This is a genomic window from Pseudomonas sp. BRM28 (assembly GCF_002939405.1).
Taxonomy (GTDB): domain Bacteria; phylum Pseudomonadota; class Gammaproteobacteria; order Pseudomonadales; family Pseudomonadaceae; genus Aquipseudomonas; species Aquipseudomonas palmensis.
Genome location: NZ_PEFV01000001.1, coordinates 2,994,957 through 3,011,335 on the forward strand (window position 1 = coordinate 2,994,957; position 16,379 = coordinate 3,011,335).

A 16,379-nucleotide genomic window follows, 5' to 3' on the forward strand; every position below is an offset into this window, starting at 1 on the left:
CGATGATCAAGCACTGGATCAATGGCCGTGAGGTCGAAAGCAAGGACGTCTTCGTCAACTACAACCCGGCCACCGGCGAGGCCATCGGCGAAGTCGCCAGCGGCGGTGCCGAAGAAGTTGCCCAGGCAGTTGCAGCGGCCCGGGAGGCGTTCCCCAAATGGGCCGGCACCCCGGCCAGGGAGCGGGCGCGGCTGATGCGCAGGCTGGGCGAGCTGATCGAGCAGAACGTGCCCCGGCTGGCCGAGCTGGAAACCCTGGATACCGGCCTGCCGATTCACCAGACCAAAAACGTGCTGATCCCGCGGGCCTCGCACAACTTCGACTTCTTCGCCGAAGTGTGCACGCGCATGGATGGCCACACCTACCCGGTCGACGACCAGATGCTCAACTACACCCTGTACCAGCCGGTCGGCGTGTGTGCGCTGGTGTCGCCGTGGAACGTGCCGTTCATGACCGCCACCTGGAAGACCGCGCCCTGCCTGGCCCTGGGCAACACGGCGGTGCTGAAGATGAGCGAACTGTCGCCGCTGACCGCCAACGAACTGGGCCGCCTGGCGGTCGAGGCCGGCATCCCCAACGGCGTGCTCAACGTGATCCAGGGCTACGGCGCCACCGCAGGCGATGCCCTGGTGCGTCACCCGGACGTACGCGCCATCTCGTTCACCGGCGGCACCGCCACCGGCAAGAAGATCATGCAGACCGCGGGCCTGAAGAAGTACTCGATGGAACTGGGCGGCAAGTCGCCGGTGCTGATCTTCGAGGACGCCGACCTCGAGCGCGCGCTGGACGCGGCGCTGTTCACCATCTTCTCGCTCAACGGCGAGCGCTGCACCGCCGGCAGCCGCATCTTCATTCAAGAGAGCGTGTACCCGCAGTTCGTGGCCGAGTTCGCGGCGCGGGCCAGGCGCCTGATCGTGGGCGACCCGCAAGACCCCAGGACCCAGGTCGGCTCGATGATCACCCAGGCCCACTACGACAAGGTGACCGGCTACATCCGTATCGGCATCGAGGAAGGCGCCACCCTGCTGGCCGGTGGCCTGGAGCGCCCGGCCAACCTGCCGGCGCACCTGGCGCGCGGGCAGTTCATCCAGCCCACGGTGTTTGCCGACGTGAGCAACAGCATGCGCATTGCCCAGGAGGAGATCTTCGGCCCGGTGGTGTGCCTGATCCCGTTCAAGGACGAGGCCGAGGCACTGAAGCTGGCCAACGACACCGAGTACGGGCTGGCCTCGTACATCTGGACCCAGGACATCGGCAAGGCGCATCGCCTGGCCCATGGCATCGAGGCCGGCATGGTGTTCATCAACAGCCAGAACGTGCGTGACCTGCGCCAGCCGTTCGGCGGGGTGAAGGGTTCCGGTACCGGCCGCGAAGGTGGCCAGTACAGCTTCGAGGTGTTTGCCGAGATCAAGAACGTGTGCGTGTCGATGGGCAGCCACGCCATTCCGCGCTGGGGCCTCTGAGGGCTTCGCCGGCAAGGCCGGCTCCTACAGACGGCACAACCCCTGTAGGAGCCGGCCTTGCCGGCGAAAGCACCCGCCCTGACCCACCACAAGAACAACAGATCCAGGAGTACCCCACCATGGGCGAAGTCGTCCTCGCAGCCAAAGTCTGCCACGTCCCCTCGATGTACCTGTCCGAACTGCCCGGCAAGCACCACGGTTGCCGCGAGGCCGCCATCGCCGGCCACAAGGAGATCGGCCGCCGCGCCCGCGAACTGGGCGCCGATACCGCCGTGGTGTTCGATGTGCACTGGCTGGTCAACAGCGGCTACCACATCAACTGCGGCGAGCACTTCAAGGGCACCTACACCAGCAACGAACTGCCGCACTTCATCAAGAACATGGACTTCGAGTACCCCGGCCTGCCGGCACTGGGCGAGTTGATCGCACAGGAGGCCAATGCCGCCGACGTGCGCACCCTGGCCCACAACATCCCGAGCCTGGAGCTGGAATACGGCACCCTGGTACCGATGCGCTACATGCACATGGACGTGCCCGCCGCCGACAGACTCAAGGTGGTGTCCATCGCCGCCTGGTGCGCCTGGCACCGCCTGGAAGACAGCTTCACGTTCGGCGCCGCCGTGCGCCGGGCCATCGAAAAGAGCGACCGCAAGGTGCTGGTGCTGGCCTCCGGCTCGCTCTCGCACCGCTTCTCGGACGACCGCAACGCCGAGGCCAACATCCACAACTGGACCCGCGAATTCGACAAGCAGATGGACCTGCGCGTGGTGGAACTGTGGAAGCAGGGCCGCTTCAGGGAGTTCTGCGCGATGCTGCCCGACTACGCCAGCCACTGCTACGGCGAAGGTGGCATGCACGACACCGCGATGCTGCTGGGCCTGCTTGGCGGCGCCGACTACGACAGGCCGGTGGAGGTGCTGACCGAGCCGTTCGGCAGCTCCGGCACCGGTCAGATCAACGCCATCTTCCCCGTCTGACCCCGCCAAGGAGCCCAGGATGCCCCACTTCATCGCCGAGTACACCGACAACCTCCAAGCCCAGGCCGACCTGCCCGGCCTGTTCGAAAAGGTTCACCACTGCCTGGGCGCCACGGGCGTGTTCCCGCTGGGCGGCATCCGCAGCCGTGCGGTGCGCCTGGACACCTGGCGCATGGCCGACGGGCAGCACGACTACGCCTTCGTGCACATGACCCTCAAGGTCGGCCACGGGCGCGACCTGGCCACCCGCGAACAGGTGGCCAAGGCCCTGTTCGCGGTGATCACCGAGCACTTTGCCGACCTGCAGAGCCAGCGCCTGCTGGCCCTGTCGTTCGAAATGATCGAGCTGCACCCGCAACTGAACTTCAAGCAGAACAACGTGCACGCGTTTCTGAACCAGCAGCAGCCGGGCTGAACCCGGCCCTGCGCTCCCCCATCGGCCCTCTGACCAAAAAGAACAAGATCATGAGCACAGCCAATACCGCCGCATCGGCCAGCCTTGCCCAGCACGACTCCACCCACGGCACCGTCACCTGGCGGCTGATGCCGCTGCTGCTGGTCTGCTACCTGTTTGCCCACCTGGACCGCATCAACATCGGCTTCGCCAAGATGCAGATGAGCAGCGACCTGCACTTCAGCGACACGGTGTACGGCTTCGGTGCCGGCCTGTTCTTCATCGCCTACGCGCTGTTCGGCGTACCCAGCAACATGGCCCTGGACCGGGTCGGCCCGCGGCGCTGGATCGCCACCCTGATGATCGTGTGGGGCGCGCTGTCCACCGGCATGCTGTGGGTCGAGTCGGCCTCCGGCTTCTACGTGCTGCGCTTTCTGCTGGGCGTGGCCGAGGCCGGGTTCTTCCCCGGCATCCTGGTGTACCTCAACCGCTGGTACCCGGCCCGGCGCCGTGGCCAGATCACCGCGCTGTTCGCGATTGCCGTGCCGATGGCCGGGGTGATCGGCGGGCCGCTGTCGGGCGGCATCCTGGAACTGTTTCACGACGCCGCCGGCCTGCGCGGCTGGCAGTGGATGTTCCTGATCGAAGGGGCCCCGGTGATGCTGCTGGGCCTGGTGGTGCTCAAACGCCTGCCCGACAGCTTCGAGCACGTCAGCTGGCTGGACGCCGGCCAGAAGCAGCACCTGCGCGAGCAGTTGGCCAGCGAAGAGCAACGAAAGTCGATCACCTCGTTCGGCGGCATCCTGCGCAACCGTCAGGTATGGCTGCTGGTGGCGGTGTACTTCGCGGTGATGCTGGCGGTCAACACCCTGGCCTTCTGGATGCCGACCCTGATCCACGGCGCCGGTATCGGCAGCGACGGCCGCGTGGGCCTGCTCAGCGCCATCCCTTACCTGGCCGGCTGCCTGTTCATGATCGCCTGCGGGCGCTCGTCCGACCGCCAGCGCGAGCGGCGCTGGCACCTGTGCGTGCCGCTGCTGATGTCGGCACTCGGCATCGCCGTGGCCGGGCTGGCCCCGGGCAACCCGCTGATGGTACTGGGCGGCCTGATCGTCGCCGGCATGGGCGCCAGCGCCGCCCTGCCGATGTTCTGGCAGCTGCCGCCGGCGTTTCTGTCCAACACCACGCAGGCGGCCGGTATCGCGCTGATCAGCTCGTTCGGCAGCATCGCCTCGTTCCTTGCGCCCTACCTGATCGGCTGGATGCGCGACACCACCCACAGCGCCAGCCTTGCGCTGTACGTGCTGGCCCTGTTCATCGCCCTGGGTGGCCTGCTGGTGCTGCGCACCCGGGCTGCCATCGTCAACCCCCAGTAAGAGATGCCGAACATGCTCGACCCTAGCCAGATCCTTCAAGCCGCCGCCCAGCTCGACCGCGCCGAGCGCAACCGCGAGCAGGTGCGCCAGTTTTCCCTCGACCACCCGGCCATCGGCATCGAGGACGCCTACGCCATCCAGCGCGCCTGGGTGGCGCAGAAGATCAAGGACGGGCGCAAGCTGGTCGGGCACAAGATCGGCCTGACCTCGCGCGCCATGCAGGTGTCGTCCAACATCACCGAGCCGGACTTCGGCGCGCTGCTCGACGACATGTTTTTCGACGAAGGCAGCGACATCCCCTTCGAACGCTTCATCGTGCCGCGGGTGGAGGTGGAGCTGGCGTTCATCCTCGGCAAGCCGCTCAAGGGGCCCAATGTGACCCTGTTCGATGTACTGGATGCCACCGAATGGGTGATCCCGGCGCTGGAGATCATCGATGCGCGCATCCAGCAGGTGGACCCGCACAGTGGCGCCACGCGCAAGGTGTTCGACACCATCTCCGACAACGCCGCCAATGCCGGGGTGGTGATGGGTGGGCGCGCGGTGCGCCCGGGCGACATCGACCTGCGCAAGGTGCCGGCGGTGCTGTACCGCAACGGCGTGATCGAGGAATCCGGGGTGTCGGCGGCGGTGCTCAACCACCCGGCCAAGGGCGTGGCGTGGCTGGCCAACAAGCTGGCGCCGTATGACGTGGCGCTGGAGGCCGGCCAGGTGATCCTGGGCGGTTCGTTCACCCGGCCGGTGGCCGCCAACCCCGGCGATACCTTCCATGTCGACTACGACATGCTCGGTTCCATCGCCTGCCGTTTTGTCTGACCTTCGGAGACTGCCATGCACCTGCCTGTGAACCGTTTCAAACAACGCCTGGCCAGCGGCGAGCCGCAGATCGGCCTGTGGCTGGGGCTGGCCAGCGCGTATTGCGCGGAGCTGGCAGCCAATGCCGGCTTCGACTGGCTGCTGATCGATGGCGAGCATGCGCCCAACGACCTGCGCGGCATGCTCGCGCAGCTGCAGGCGGTGGCGCCCTACCCTGGCGAGGCGATCATCCGCCCGGTGATCGGCGACACCGCGCTGATCAAGCAGGTGCTGGACATCGGTGTGCAGACGCTGCTGGTGCCGATGGTGGAAAGCGCGGCCCAGGCAGGCGAGCTGGTGCGCGCCATGCGCTACCCGCCGCTGGGCGTGCGCGGGGTGGGCAGTGCACTGGCGCGGGCGTCGCGCTGGAACAGCATCCCCGGCTACCTGGACCAGGCCGATGCGCAGATGTGCCTGCTGGTGCAGATCGAGAGCGCCGAGGGGCTGGCGCAGCTGGACCGGATTGCGGCCGTGGAGGGGGTGGACGGGGTATTCATCGGCCCGGCCGACCTGAGTGCGTCGATGGGGCACCGGGGCAATCCGGGGCACCCTGACGTGCAGGCGGCTATCGAAGACGCGATCGTGCGGATTCAGCGTGCGGGCAAGGCGGCCGGGATTCTCAGCGCCGATGAAGCGCTGGCGCGCCGCTACATCGAACTGGGCGCGGCGTTCGTGGCGGTGGGGGTGGATACCACGGTGCTGATGCGCGGGTTGCAGGGGTTGGTGGGCAAGTTCAAGGGTGAGGCGGCACCTGTCGACCAGGCTGGCGGGGTGTATTGATCTGACGGGCCTCTTCGCCGGCAAGGCCGGCTCCTACACAGGCTGCGGTGTCTGCAGGAGCCGGCCTTGCCGGCGAATGAGTTAGCGCCGTACTTGCTTCAGTTCTTCCAGCAACCCCAGCAACTGCTGCAGCTTCTGTTCACCGAACTGGTCCTGCAGCTGCTGGTAGTTGGCCTCCATGCTCTGGCTCATGGAGTCGAAACACGCCACGCCCTTGTCCGCCAGCTTGACCAGCACCCGCCGCTGGTCCTGCTCGGCCTTGCGCCGGCACACCAGCCCCGCCGCCTCCATGCGCACCAGCACACCGGTCATGCTCGGCTTGAGGATGCACGCCTGTTCGGCCAGCCGGTAGATCTCCAGCTCGCCCTGCTGGCTGAGGATACGAATGACCCGCCACTGCTGCTCGGTCAGGCCATGCTGGTTGAGCGAGGGGCGGAAGAAGCTCATTGCCGCCTCGCGGGCTTGCAACAAGGTAAGAGTCAGCGAAACACGAGGTTTGGACATGGAAGGCTACGGTCATCAGGTTATTTGTTAACACTTTAACAAAGAAGCCGGCGGCCACCTACCCGCCTGCGCAGCGCTGGCACCCGCGGTCAAGGCATGCGGCACGCAGGGTCAAGACACGCCACCCCGCCAAGCCCCCTAATAGGCCTCGAAAGCTCCTCCACTTTTCAGGCTGCGCCATGATCACGATCGAAACGCCGACCTACTACACGGCAACCAAGAAATACAACCTGAGCTTCCCGACCCTGGAACACGATGAAGACGCGGACGTGGTCATCATCGGCGGCGGTTTTTCCGGCATCAACACGGCGCTGGAGCTGGCCGAAAAGGGCATCACCAACATCGTCGTGCTCGAGGCCCGCTACCTGGGCTTTGGCGGCACCGGGCGCAACGGCGGGCAGATCATGGCCGGCATCGGCCACGATCTTGAAAAGATCAAATCAGCCGTGGGCGAAGATGGCCTGCGCCAGATCTTCGAGATCAGCGACCTGGGCGCCGACATCATCAAGCAGCGCATCGCCCGGTACGCCATCGATGCCGACTTCTGCCACGGCTATGGCTACATGGGCTTCAATGCCCGCCAGGAGAAAACCCTGCGCGCCTGGGAGAAAGACTTCAAGTCGGTGAATTCCCAGCACGAGATCCGCTTTCTGGGCGGCAGCGAGGTCAGCCAGATCATCGGCTCCAACGCCTACGGCAGCGCCCTGCTGCACATGGGCGGCGGGCATGTGCACTCGCTCAACCTGCTGCTGGGCGAGGCCAAGGCCGTGGCCGGGCATGGCGTGCGCATCTTCGAGAACAGCCCGGCGCTGCAGGTGCAGTACGGCGAGCGCATCACCGTGCGCACCGGCCGCGGCTCGGTACGCGCCAGCAAGCTGCTGTGGGCCTGCGACAGCTTTCTGAACAGGCTTGAACCCGAACTGCACCGCTCCACCATCAACACCTACGCCTTCCAGATGATGACCGAGCCGCTGCCCGAGGAGCTGATCCGGCGCATCAGCCCGATTCGCGGCGCCTACAGCGACATTCGCCCGGTGATCGACTACTACCGCGTGACCAACGAGAACCGTCTGCTGTTCGGCGCCGCGACGCCGCTGGTGGAGCATATCCCCCGCGACCTCAAGGCCTGGAACCGGGCATTGATGCTGAAGATCTTCCCGTACCTGAAGGACGTGAAGATCGACCTGGCCTGGGGTGGCCCGATGGCCTGCAGCCCCAACCTGTTCCCGCAGGTCGGCACCCTGCCCGGGCGCAGCAATGCGTTCTACGTGCAGGGCTACTCCGGGTTCGGCGTGACGCCCAGCCACATCATCTGCAAGGTGCTGGCCGAAGGCATGAGCGAAGGCTCGGCCCGCTATGACCTGGTCAGTTCGATCCCGCGCCCGACAATTGTCGGCAAGGACCATATCCGCCCGCTGCTGCTCACGGCCGGCAAATCCTGGCACCAGCTGTCGGGGTACTGGAATGGCCGGCGCTGACCCCCCCTTTTTTTCCACTGTTCAAGGAACACTGCCATGACCCTGACTGCACTCAAGCACAACATCCAGCTCGGCGAACTCGACGCCTGGGGCACCGTTGCCGACCTGGGCTCGGAGATTCTCGAAGGCGAGGTGCGTGCCTTCGGCAAGATGACCTTCGGCGCGCCGACCGACGCGCTCAGCAGCGCCTACTTCGGTACCACCCAGGGCAGGTTCCGCATGGTCTACCCGTTCAACGAGCAGGCCACGGTGATGACCGGCCAAGTGCGCCTGACCGATGAAAGCACCGGGCAGAGCACGCTGTACAAGGTGGGCGACAGCTGGTTCGTGACCAAGGGCACGCCGGTGCTGTGGGAGGTGCTGAGCGAGAGCTTCGTGAAGCATTACCTGGCGGTGGCCTGACGGGCCTCATCGCGGGTCAAGCCCGCTCCCACAGGTTGTTGTGATCCTGTGGGAGCGGGCTTGACCCGCGATGAGGGCACCACGATTTATCCGGCTGCGTTCAAAGCATCCCCGAACACCACCCACATCGCCCGCAACCGCCGCGCGTACGCCTGCGGCCCGGCATAGATCAGCTCTACATTCAGGCTGTCCACCACCCCCAGGTACGCGTCCACATACACCCCCCGCCGCGCCACCGGCACCTGCGGCAGGCACGTGCCCAGCGCCTGCTCGAACACCTCGCCCAGCCGCGCCAGGTACCCCTCGAAGCCTGCCGAGATGATCGGCCGCAGCGCCGCCGGCGGAAAGAACGCGGTACGCAGCAGAAACCGCAGGTGCGCCGACTGCTGATAGCGCTCACCCAGGCAGTGGGCATAGCCGGCCCCCGGCAACGCGTCGTCGCACTGCGCAAAGCACTGCTCCACATACAGCCGCTCGGCCTCCACCGCACGCTCGAACACCGCCTCGAACAGGTCGTCCTTGCTGCTGAAGTGCGCATACAGCGACGGCTTGCGCATGCCGGCCGCCGCCGCGATGTCGTTGAGCGAGGCGGCATCGTAGCCATGCTCGGCAAACTGCTCGACCGCGATCGCGCAGACCTTCTGCGCCGAAGGCGTGAGGGTTCTCATGCAGGGTTCTCCCGTATCAATGCCCGGCCAGGCTGCTCGCCTCGACCGGCGCGTGCCGGGTGCAGGCGCGCACCAGCAGCGCCACGACAACACCCGAAATCACCAGCAGCGACGCCCAGTGCGCCGCGCCCAAAGGCGCCATGATGCCCGACAACGGCGTGGCGAACGACGAAATGATCAACTGGAAGGCGCCCAGCAACGCCGCCGTGGAGCCCAGCGCGCGGCTTTGCGAAGACATCACCAGCGACATCAGCGTGGCCTCGAGAATGCCCAGGCCGAACATCGCCAGCGCCATGCCGGCAACGATGCCGGCCAGCCCCGCCGCGCTCAGGGCCCCTGCCAGCACCACCAGAGAACCGATCAGCAGGCACCCCGCACCGGCCTTGGCCAGGCGCAGCAGGCCCTTGCGCGCCACCAGCCGACCCGCCGCGATGGCGCCGAGCAGAATTGCCACCCCGGTGGCGCCGAACAGCGTGCCGAAGGCTTGCACCGACAGGCCGAAGTGGGTCTGGTAGACGAACGCCGCACCGCCGATGTAGGCAAACAGAAAGAAGAACACCGCCGCCAGCGCCAGCGCCGGGCGCAGGAACTGGCCATCGCTGCCGATGCGCAGGTAGGTGCGCAGGATGTCCCGCGGCTGCCAGGGCTGGCGCTTGTCGGCGGCCAGGGTTTCCTTGAGCACCCAGGCCGAGTTCAACAGCACCAGCACGCCGAGCCCGGCCAGGGTGAACATGATCGCGCGCCAGCCAAGGTGCGCCCCCACAAAACCGCCCACCGCCGGTGCGAGCACCGGCGCCAGGCCCTCGACGGTCATCAGCAGGGCGAAGATCTGCGCGGCGCGCGCCCCTTCGGCCACATCGCGGACCATGCTCATGATCACCACCAGGGTCAGCGCACTGCCCAGGCCCTGGACAAAGCGCGCCGCCAGCAGGGTTTCGAGGCTGGGCGCCTGGGCCGCGGCCAGCGAACTGAGCACGAACACCAGCAGCCCGGCCAGCAGCGGCCGGCGCCGGCCCAGGGTGTCGACCAGCGGGCCGAACAGCAATTGACCGGCGCCCATGGCCAGCAGAAACACCGTCAGCGTCAGTTGCACCCCGGCATAGGTCGCGCCGTACTCGGCGGCGATGCTCGGCATGCTGGCCAGGTACATGTCGATGGCCGACGGCCCCAGGGCGCCGATCAGCGCCAGGGACACGGCAAATTTCACGTGGGGGGACTGCGGGGTGTGCATAGCTCGAATCCACAAAAAGGTCACAGGTCTGGCTGCCGAATGTCTAACCTACCGACCGGTAGGTAGCCAGAGCGTGCGAGCCTATACACTGTGCCCCGCAGGGTCAAGCCAGTGGTTTATCAGGCCGGGCCGGCCAGGCTATGGGAGCGGTAGTCCTTGGGCGAGCGTTCGAACTGTTTCTTGAACGAGCGGCTGAAGTGCGCCGAATCGGTGAAGCCCCATTTGTAGGCGATGGTGGTGATCGACTCTGTCTTGAGGATCGGGTTGGCCAGGTCGTCGGCGCTGCGTTGCAGGCGCGTGCGCTGGATGTAGCGACACACGCTGTCGCCCTGCTCTTCGAACAGGCGGTAGAGGTGGCGCACCGAAATGTTCAGGCGGTTGGCCAGGTTCACCGGCGACAGGCCGGGCTGGCCCAGGGACTCGTCGATGACCTTCTGCACATAGCTGCGCAGGTTGGCGCCGTGCAGCGCCGCGCCCGGCTGCACCTGGTCATCGCCGCCCTCCAGGGCCGACCCCAGCAACGACAGAAATGCACTGTGCAGGGCCTGGCCCTCGGCCAGCTCGCCCTCCCCCGGAGCGCTTTCCTTGCACAGCTGATCCATCAGCACATGCAGCATGCGCCCGCAGGCCTTGGTCTGGGAGATCTTGCCGAAGGTACGCGCATCGCCCCCCAGCTGCCGGCACACCGCCTCGCGCGAGAGCGACAGCGAGGCGTGTTCGATCAGGCCGAACGGCATGATTTCACAGGCCCCGACCGCGTCCATCAGCAGCATCTCGCCCGGTGCCAGCTGCACGCTGACGCCGTTCTGGGTGACCTGGGAGAAACCGGTGCGCTGGCTGACCAGAAAGCAGTGCTGGTCGTTGTCGCGGTCGGGCTTGATGCCGTCGCGGCGGATCAGCCCGGCGTTGGTGCGCAGGTTGGCCAGGGCCAGGCCGCCGCGTGACCAGGTGGAAATCTCGCCGATGAACAGCGAGCGGTTGAATGCAAGTTCGGTCTCGAAATGCCCGCAAATGTGCTGCATGTCGGCATTCCAGCGGTCCAGCGCAGTGCCGGCGAGCTGATGAGTACTCATGGGTACCTCCACGATGGCATCTTGTTTTTGTTGGGCAATAGTTAACATGTTAGCTATATGCACGCAACACGTTCGTCGTCGCCAGGGTGGAAGCAGTTTTGGTGCCAGTCTGCGGGTTCAGAGGCCTTCGACAAGCCGCGCCAGACCTTTCAATGCGGCCAGCAGCAGGTCACGCTGTGCGGGGTTCAGGCTGATGTAGCGACGAAACGCCGGCATGCGGTTGACCACCTCGCTGCCGCCCATGTGCTCCAGGGTCAGGGTCCAGCAGCCGCCTGCCAGGTCCAGGTGCAGGCGCTTGAAATCCAGCGGCATCAGCGCCTGTTGCAGGGCCGGCTCGTGGGCCAGGGCCTGCTCCAGCCGCGCCTGCCAGGACCGCTCGCCACGCAGCTGGCGCCAGCGCAGGCCGCTGCGCCGCAGTGCACCGGTATGCTGCAACGCCAGCCGCGCCGTGCCCTGTTGCGGGCCGGGCACCTGCAGGCGGAACTCGCACAGCACCAGGTGCATCAGCAACTGCGACTCGGTGCGCTCGCGCACCTCGAACGCCAGGCTGCCATCGGCCAGGGCGTAGCGTGCACTGCCCGGCCCCAGCACCTCGCAACCGGCCAGGCCGAGGTTGCGCTGCAGGTGCGCCAGCGTCACCCCGGGGCGGTAGCCCGAGGGCGCGCGGTCAAACAGCCTTTGCCACAGTGTGGGCAGGGTATGCGCCATGCTCGACTCCCGGTTGGTGGGCAAATTCGCGCGCCAGCACCTCTTCGACCGAGGCCGGCTTGAACGGGTTGACCTTCTGCACCACCAGGGTCCAGAACAGCGCGTACACCGCCGTGGCGCCGAGCATCCAGGCGAATGGCACGTACACCTGGACCGGGTTCATGCCCGGCGGGGTGATGAACCACATGCCCAGGCCGATGCCGACGCTCGACAGCAATTGCGGCAGCGGGAACAGCGGCGAGCGGTAGGCCCGTGGCAGGTCGGGCCGGCGAATGCGCAGGATCACCACCGACAGCGTCACCAGCAGGTAGGCGGTGCTCCAGGCACACACCGCCGCCAGTACCAGGTGCAGGATGGTGTCGGTGTTGCCGCCCAGCCACCAGGCGTGCAGGCACGGGATCAGCATCGCCACCAGAATGCACACGATGGGCGTCTTGAAGCGTGGGTGCAGGTAGGTGAACACCCGGGGCAACGCGCCATCCACCGCCATGCCATAGAGGATGCGCGGCACCCCGGCCATCAGGGTGTTGATGGTGGCGGCGCCGGCGAACAGAAAACCGATGCCCAGCCACAACGGGCCGATATCGCCCATCACCTGTTGGGCAAAATGCGGAATGGCCATGGGCGTGTCCAGCAGGTGCGTGCCGCTGGCGGCGTCGAGCAGCACGTTGTCGACCTGGCGCTTCATCGCCGCGCCATAGATGAACATACACGAGGCCACGCCGAACAGCCCCAGCGCCATGGCCCTGGGCAGGGTGCGCGCCGACTGGCGCAGGTCGGGTGCCAGCGGGGTGACGAACTCGCAGCCGACGAACATGAACATCGCCATGCCCACCAGCGACAGCACGGTGATCAGGTCGGTGCCCACCAGCGACGCGCCGAACCAGCCGTCCAGTTGCACCGCCGGGGCGGCGATCAGGCCGAGCACGCCGAACACCATCAGCGTGGTCTACATGCCGAAGGTGAGGATGATCTCGGCCTTGCTGAACACACTGATGCCGAACGCATTGAGGATGCCGAACACCACCACGAAGCCCACCCCCAGCAGCCACGAGCCACCGGCGGATTCGGCCAGGGTGTTGAGGTGTTCGAAGTTCACCAGCGCCATCACCCCGGCCAGGATGGTTTCGGCGGTGCCGGCGAACACGTGCACGATCAGGTAGGCCGACAGCGTGCCGGTGATGGCGAAGAAGCGCCCCATGCCGCAGTTGATGTAGTCGTACACCGAGCCGGTGGTGGGCAGGATGGCGGCGGCTTCGGCGAAGGTGGTCGACTGGGCGAGCATCATCAGCATCGCGATCAGCATGGCCACGGCGAACGCACCGCCGCCGATGCCGAAACCGGTGGTGGCGGTGAGGATCACCGGGCTGGCCATGATCAGGCCGATGGTGCTGGCCAGCGCGGTGGGGAACCCGACCGTGCCACGGTTCAGGTGCACGCTGAGGGTGTGGTTGAGCGACATGATGAGCGACCTCGAATGCCGTTGTTGTGGTTATGCGCCACTGTGCGCTGGCGGTTGACTGGCGTCTTGCCCGTGGCTGCCTGGGGTTTTGTTGCAGCCTGCCAGGGCACTTCTGGCCGTAGCCGGTTTGCCTGACACACCCTGCACTCAGGTTTTACGACCGCTTCGCGCTCGATCGTCGGCCAAGCCAACTCCCACACCCTGCGGGCAGAAGCCAACCTCACAGCCCCAAGCAACCTGCTTCTGGCAAGCACCCCGGCACCTACCCGCTTGGCGCCCACAATCAATCCATGTGGCAGCCAGATCAAAGACAGCCCCCACCGTCCCCGCCCTAAATGGCCACCACTCACGCCAACCCGGGGACCCCACCACCATGAACCTGCACCCTCACCTGCTTGCCGCCCTCAGCCTGGCTGGGCTGCTGGCCCAGCCATCAGCCCAGGCCATCGAGCTCTACGCCGATGACGAGTCCCACCTGAATGCCGACATCCTGGCGGTGTACGGCCTGTTCAACAGCCGCAAGAACTACGACGCCACGCCCGGCGGCTCGACCTGGCGCGAGGGCTTCATCAAGTATGGAATCAGCGGCGACCAGCGCCTGGCCGGCAACGGCAGTGCCTACGGCGCACTCAGCTGGGTCAGTTCCGCCACCTGGGGCGATGGCGACGCAGCTGGCAACACCGACGGCACCGAGCGCACCACCAAGCTGGAGGACGCCTACCTCGGCTGGCGCTCCGGCGAGCTGTTCCCGTTGCTGGGCAAGGATGGCGTGGATGCCTCGTTCGGCCGTCAGGTGGTCAAGCTGGGCCGCGGCTTTCTGATCAACGACGACGGCCCCAACCTCGGCAAGGGCCCCGCCGACGGCGCGCTGAACCGTGGCGGCGCCTATTACCTGGCGGCGCGCCACGCGTTCGACCGCACCGCCGTGCTGCGCCTGGGCGGCGAGCGTGGCGTGCACGCCAGCGCGCTGTGGCTCAAGTCCGACAACCGCGCCCAGGCCGAGACCGAACTGGCCGCCGGCACCCTGGATTACACCACCGCGGCCGGCACCCTGGGGCTGACCTGGATTCACGGCCTGGGCGTCACCGAGCAATGGGCCAGCGAATTCCAGCGCCAACGCGACGGCATGGACACCTACAGCCTGCGCGGCGAAGGCAACGCCGGTATCGACAACGCCAGCTTCGCCTTCGAATACGCCTGGCAGGACAAGCAGGCCGGCCCGGAAAAGGCCTGGTACGCCGAGGCCGGCTACACCTTCGCCGAGCTGCCCTGGGCACCCAGCCTGACCTACCGCTACACCCGCTATTCCAAAGGCTGGGATGCCTTGTTCACCGGGCTGAGCACCGGCTACGGCACCTGGTTCCAGGGTGAGGTGGCGGCCAACTACGCGGGGCCGTTCAACAGCAATACCGGGGTGCATCACCTGGGCCTGGTGGCCAAGCCACTGGAAAACCTGACCCTGGGCGCGCTGTATTTCGACTTCGATACCCTGCACACACGCAACGCGCTGAACCTAGGTGCCCGCGAGCTGGACCTGTACGTGGAATGGACAGTCAGCCCGCACCTGATCGTCAGCCCGCTGGTGGGGCTGTACCAGCCGAAAAAGGACGAGAACACGGGGGGCAATCAGGTGGGCGGCAATGGCACCAACCTGTACAGCCAGGTGACGCTGGCGATGCCGTTCTGAGTTGGCTGGGGCGACGGCCAGGGACATGTCCAAGGCCATCGCCCCCGGGGTTACACGGTCGCGTGGGCCTGTTGCTTGAGGCGTTCGGTGTCGACGCGCACGAACACCGAGTCGGCCGTCACGGTGAGCACGTCGCCGGCCCAGACTTCGCAGATGACCCGGCTCTTGCGCCCCACCTCACCCTCGACCCACGCCTTGAGCACCAGCTCCACGCCCATCGGGGTGGGCTTGAGGTAGGTCAGCGAAAGCTTGCCGGTGACGCAGTCGATGCGCGGCAGGCTGCCCGGCTCGCGGCCTTCGGCGCGGTAGTGCCAGGCCATGGCGGTCCAGTTCGAATGGCAGTCCACCAGCATCGCCAGCAACCCGCCGTACACCAGCCCCGGCCAGCCGGTGAAGGTGGCATCGGGTTCGTGCCGGCACAGCACGTGGCTGCCGTCCTCGGCCCAGTGGCTTTTCAGGTGCAGGCCGCTGGGGTGGGAGGTACCGCAGCCGTAGCACACGCCCTCTGGCGCGGCGAGGTCTTGCAGGGGTAAGGCTTGGGCGTTCATAGGCTTCCTGATTGTTTTTATGGAAAGTCAGACCGTCGATGGTAACGCTGCCAGGCCCGCGCGCGAAAGCGCCAGGGGCCGCCGCAGAGGCTCAGGCCTCCACCGGCAGCCCTGCCGCCTGCCAGTCCGGCAGGCCGCTGTCGAGCCGGCGCACCTTGAAGCCGTGCTCGCGCAAGGCCGCGGTGGCGGTACTCGACAGCACGCACCAGGGGCCCCGGCAGTAGGCAACGATCTCCTGGTCCTGCGGCAGTTCGGCCAGGCGCTGCTGCAGCTCGTCCAGTGGCATGCTGATCGCCCCCGGCAAGTGCCCCAGGGCGTATTCCTCGTGGGAGCGCACATCCAGCAGGGTGATGCTCTGCTCGTGCAGGCGCTGCACCAGTTCGTCGCGCGACATCGCCTCCAGGCGCTCCTGCGCACTCATGCTGTCGGCCAGCAGCTCGCGCACCGCCAGGCGGTTGTGCTCGGCGAACTGCCCCAGTGCCGCCAGCACCTCCAGGATCGGCCCACCACCCAGGCGGTACAGCACGCGCTTGCCGTCGCGACGGGTCTGTACCACGCCGGCGCGACGCAGGTGCTGCAGGTGCTGGGAGGTGTTGGCCACGGACAATCCGCACAGTTCGGCCAGGCGCTCGACCGCACGCTCGCCCTGGGCGATGTGTTCGAGCAGGTGCAGCCGATGCGCATGGCCCAGGGTGCGGGCCAGCTCGGCGATATCGATGAAGTGTTGCTGAGGAAGGTCGGTCATTGACAGGAAGCTATCATTCGCCAATCAT

The 16,379-nt window shown here is 66.7% G+C and carries 16 protein-coding genes and 1 pseudogene; 9 read left to right on the top strand and 8 right to left on the bottom strand.

Going from position 1 to position 16,379, the window contains the following annotated elements:
• Nucleotides 1-2: 2 nt before the first annotated feature.
• The 6 genes from hpaE to hpaI all read left to right on the top strand — a co-directional run bounded on the left by hpaE (nucleotide 3) and on the right by hpaI (nucleotide 5,845).
• The gene (gene hpaE / locus CR917_RS14175; protein ID WP_043860079.1) at nucleotides 3-1,463 is read left to right on the top strand and encodes a 5-carboxymethyl-2-hydroxymuconate semialdehyde dehydrogenase; all 1,461 of its coding nucleotides are present in this window, start codon (nucleotides 3-5) and stop codon (nucleotides 1,461-1,463) included.
• A 119-nt stretch (nucleotides 1,464-1,582) separates the two neighbouring features.
• Nucleotides 1,583-2,440 (top strand): 3,4-dihydroxyphenylacetate 2,3-dioxygenase, encoded by an 858-nt coding sequence (gene hpaD, locus CR917_RS14180; protein ID WP_043860073.1) that lies wholly within the window; start codon nucleotides 1,583-1,585, stop codon nucleotides 2,438-2,440.
• A 19-nt stretch (nucleotides 2,441-2,459) separates the two neighbouring features.
• Entirely contained in the window at nucleotides 2,460-2,855 is a 396-nt protein-coding gene (locus CR917_RS14185; protein WP_043860072.1) for a 5-carboxymethyl-2-hydroxymuconate Delta-isomerase, read from the top strand.
• 50 nt (nucleotides 2,856-2,905) lie between these two features.
• The gene (locus CR917_RS14190; protein WP_043860071.1) at nucleotides 2,906-4,210 is read left to right on the top strand and encodes an MFS transporter; all 1,305 of its coding nucleotides are present in this window, start codon (nucleotides 2,906-2,908) and stop codon (nucleotides 4,208-4,210) included.
• A gap of 12 nt (nucleotides 4,211-4,222) precedes the next feature.
• A complete protein-coding gene (gene hpaH / locus CR917_RS14195) occupies nucleotides 4,223-5,026 on the top strand; it encodes a 2-oxo-hept-4-ene-1,7-dioate hydratase (RefSeq protein WP_104572504.1) in 804 nt (267 codons plus the stop codon).
• A 15-nt stretch (nucleotides 5,027-5,041) separates the two neighbouring features.
• Nucleotides 5,042-5,845 (top strand): 4-hydroxy-2-oxoheptanedioate aldolase, encoded by an 804-nt coding sequence (gene hpaI / locus CR917_RS14200; protein ID WP_104572505.1) that lies wholly within the window; start codon nucleotides 5,042-5,044, stop codon nucleotides 5,843-5,845.
• Nucleotides 5,846-5,926: 81 nt separating this feature from the next.
• Here hpaI and hpaR read toward each other — a convergent pair whose 3' ends face one another.
• A complete protein-coding gene (gene hpaR, locus CR917_RS14205; protein ID WP_043860068.1) occupies nucleotides 5,927-6,349 on the bottom strand; it encodes a homoprotocatechuate degradation operon regulator HpaR in 423 nt (140 codons plus the stop codon).
• A gap of 179 nt (nucleotides 6,350-6,528) precedes the next feature.
• On the opposite strand from hpaR, the gene CR917_RS14210 reads away from it, so the two are divergent.
• Both CR917_RS14210 and CR917_RS14215 read left to right on the top strand, forming a co-directional pair.
• Nucleotides 6,529-7,827, top strand: a complete 1,299-nt coding sequence (locus tag CR917_RS14210) for an FAD-binding oxidoreductase (RefSeq protein ID WP_043860067.1) — start codon at nucleotides 6,529-6,531, stop codon at nucleotides 7,825-7,827.
• A gap of 36 nt (nucleotides 7,828-7,863) precedes the next feature.
• Nucleotides 7,864-8,229, top strand: a complete 366-nt coding sequence (locus tag CR917_RS14215; RefSeq protein WP_100632703.1) for a cupin domain-containing protein — start codon at nucleotides 7,864-7,866, stop codon at nucleotides 8,227-8,229.
• Nucleotides 8,230-8,315: 86 nt separating this feature from the next.
• Here CR917_RS14215 and CR917_RS14220 read toward each other — a convergent pair whose 3' ends face one another.
• From CR917_RS14220 to CR917_RS14240, 5 genes and pseudogenes are all read right to left on the bottom strand, one after another.
• Nucleotides 8,316-8,897: a TetR/AcrR family transcriptional regulator gene (locus CR917_RS14220; protein ID WP_088515091.1), complete on the bottom strand. Its 582-nt coding sequence runs from the start codon at nucleotides 8,895-8,897 to the stop codon at nucleotides 8,316-8,318.
• Nucleotides 8,898-8,913: 16 nt separating this feature from the next.
• Nucleotides 8,914-10,128 (bottom strand): multidrug effflux MFS transporter, encoded by a 1,215-nt coding sequence (locus CR917_RS14225; protein WP_054914425.1) that lies wholly within the window; start codon nucleotides 10,126-10,128, stop codon nucleotides 8,914-8,916.
• A 119-nt stretch (nucleotides 10,129-10,247) separates the two neighbouring features.
• Nucleotides 10,248-11,201, bottom strand: coding sequence for a transcriptional regulator FeaR (gene feaR / locus CR917_RS14230; protein WP_058540261.1), 954 nt, complete (start codon nucleotides 11,199-11,201; stop codon nucleotides 10,248-10,250).
• A gap of 117 nt (nucleotides 11,202-11,318) precedes the next feature.
• Nucleotides 11,319-11,909, bottom strand: coding sequence for a DUF3156 family protein (locus CR917_RS14235; RefSeq protein WP_104572506.1), 591 nt, complete (start codon nucleotides 11,907-11,909; stop codon nucleotides 11,319-11,321).
• Nucleotides 11,869-13,371: pseudogene (locus CR917_RS14240) on the bottom strand (APC family permease). The gene CR917_RS14235 and the pseudogene CR917_RS14240 overlap by 41 nt, the downstream one beginning before the upstream one ends.
• A gap of 373 nt (nucleotides 13,372-13,744) precedes the next feature.
• On the opposite strand from CR917_RS14240, the gene CR917_RS14245 reads away from it, so the two are divergent.
• The gene (locus tag CR917_RS14245; protein WP_104572507.1) at nucleotides 13,745-15,058 is read left to right on the top strand and encodes a hypothetical protein; all 1,314 of its coding nucleotides are present in this window, start codon (nucleotides 13,745-13,747) and stop codon (nucleotides 15,056-15,058) included.
• A gap of 50 nt (nucleotides 15,059-15,108) precedes the next feature.
• Here CR917_RS14245 and CR917_RS14250 read toward each other — a convergent pair whose 3' ends face one another.
• Together CR917_RS14250 and CR917_RS14255 are read right to left on the bottom strand one after the other, a co-directional pair.
• A complete protein-coding gene (locus CR917_RS14250) occupies nucleotides 15,109-15,606 on the bottom strand; it encodes a PaaI family thioesterase (RefSeq protein ID WP_043860059.1) in 498 nt (165 codons plus the stop codon).
• Between the two features lie 91 nt (nucleotides 15,607-15,697).
• Nucleotides 15,698-16,351, bottom strand: a complete 654-nt coding sequence (locus tag CR917_RS14255) for a metalloregulator ArsR/SmtB family transcription factor (RefSeq protein ID WP_043860058.1) — start codon at nucleotides 16,349-16,351, stop codon at nucleotides 15,698-15,700.
• Between the last annotated feature and the right edge of the window lie 28 nt (nucleotides 16,352-16,379).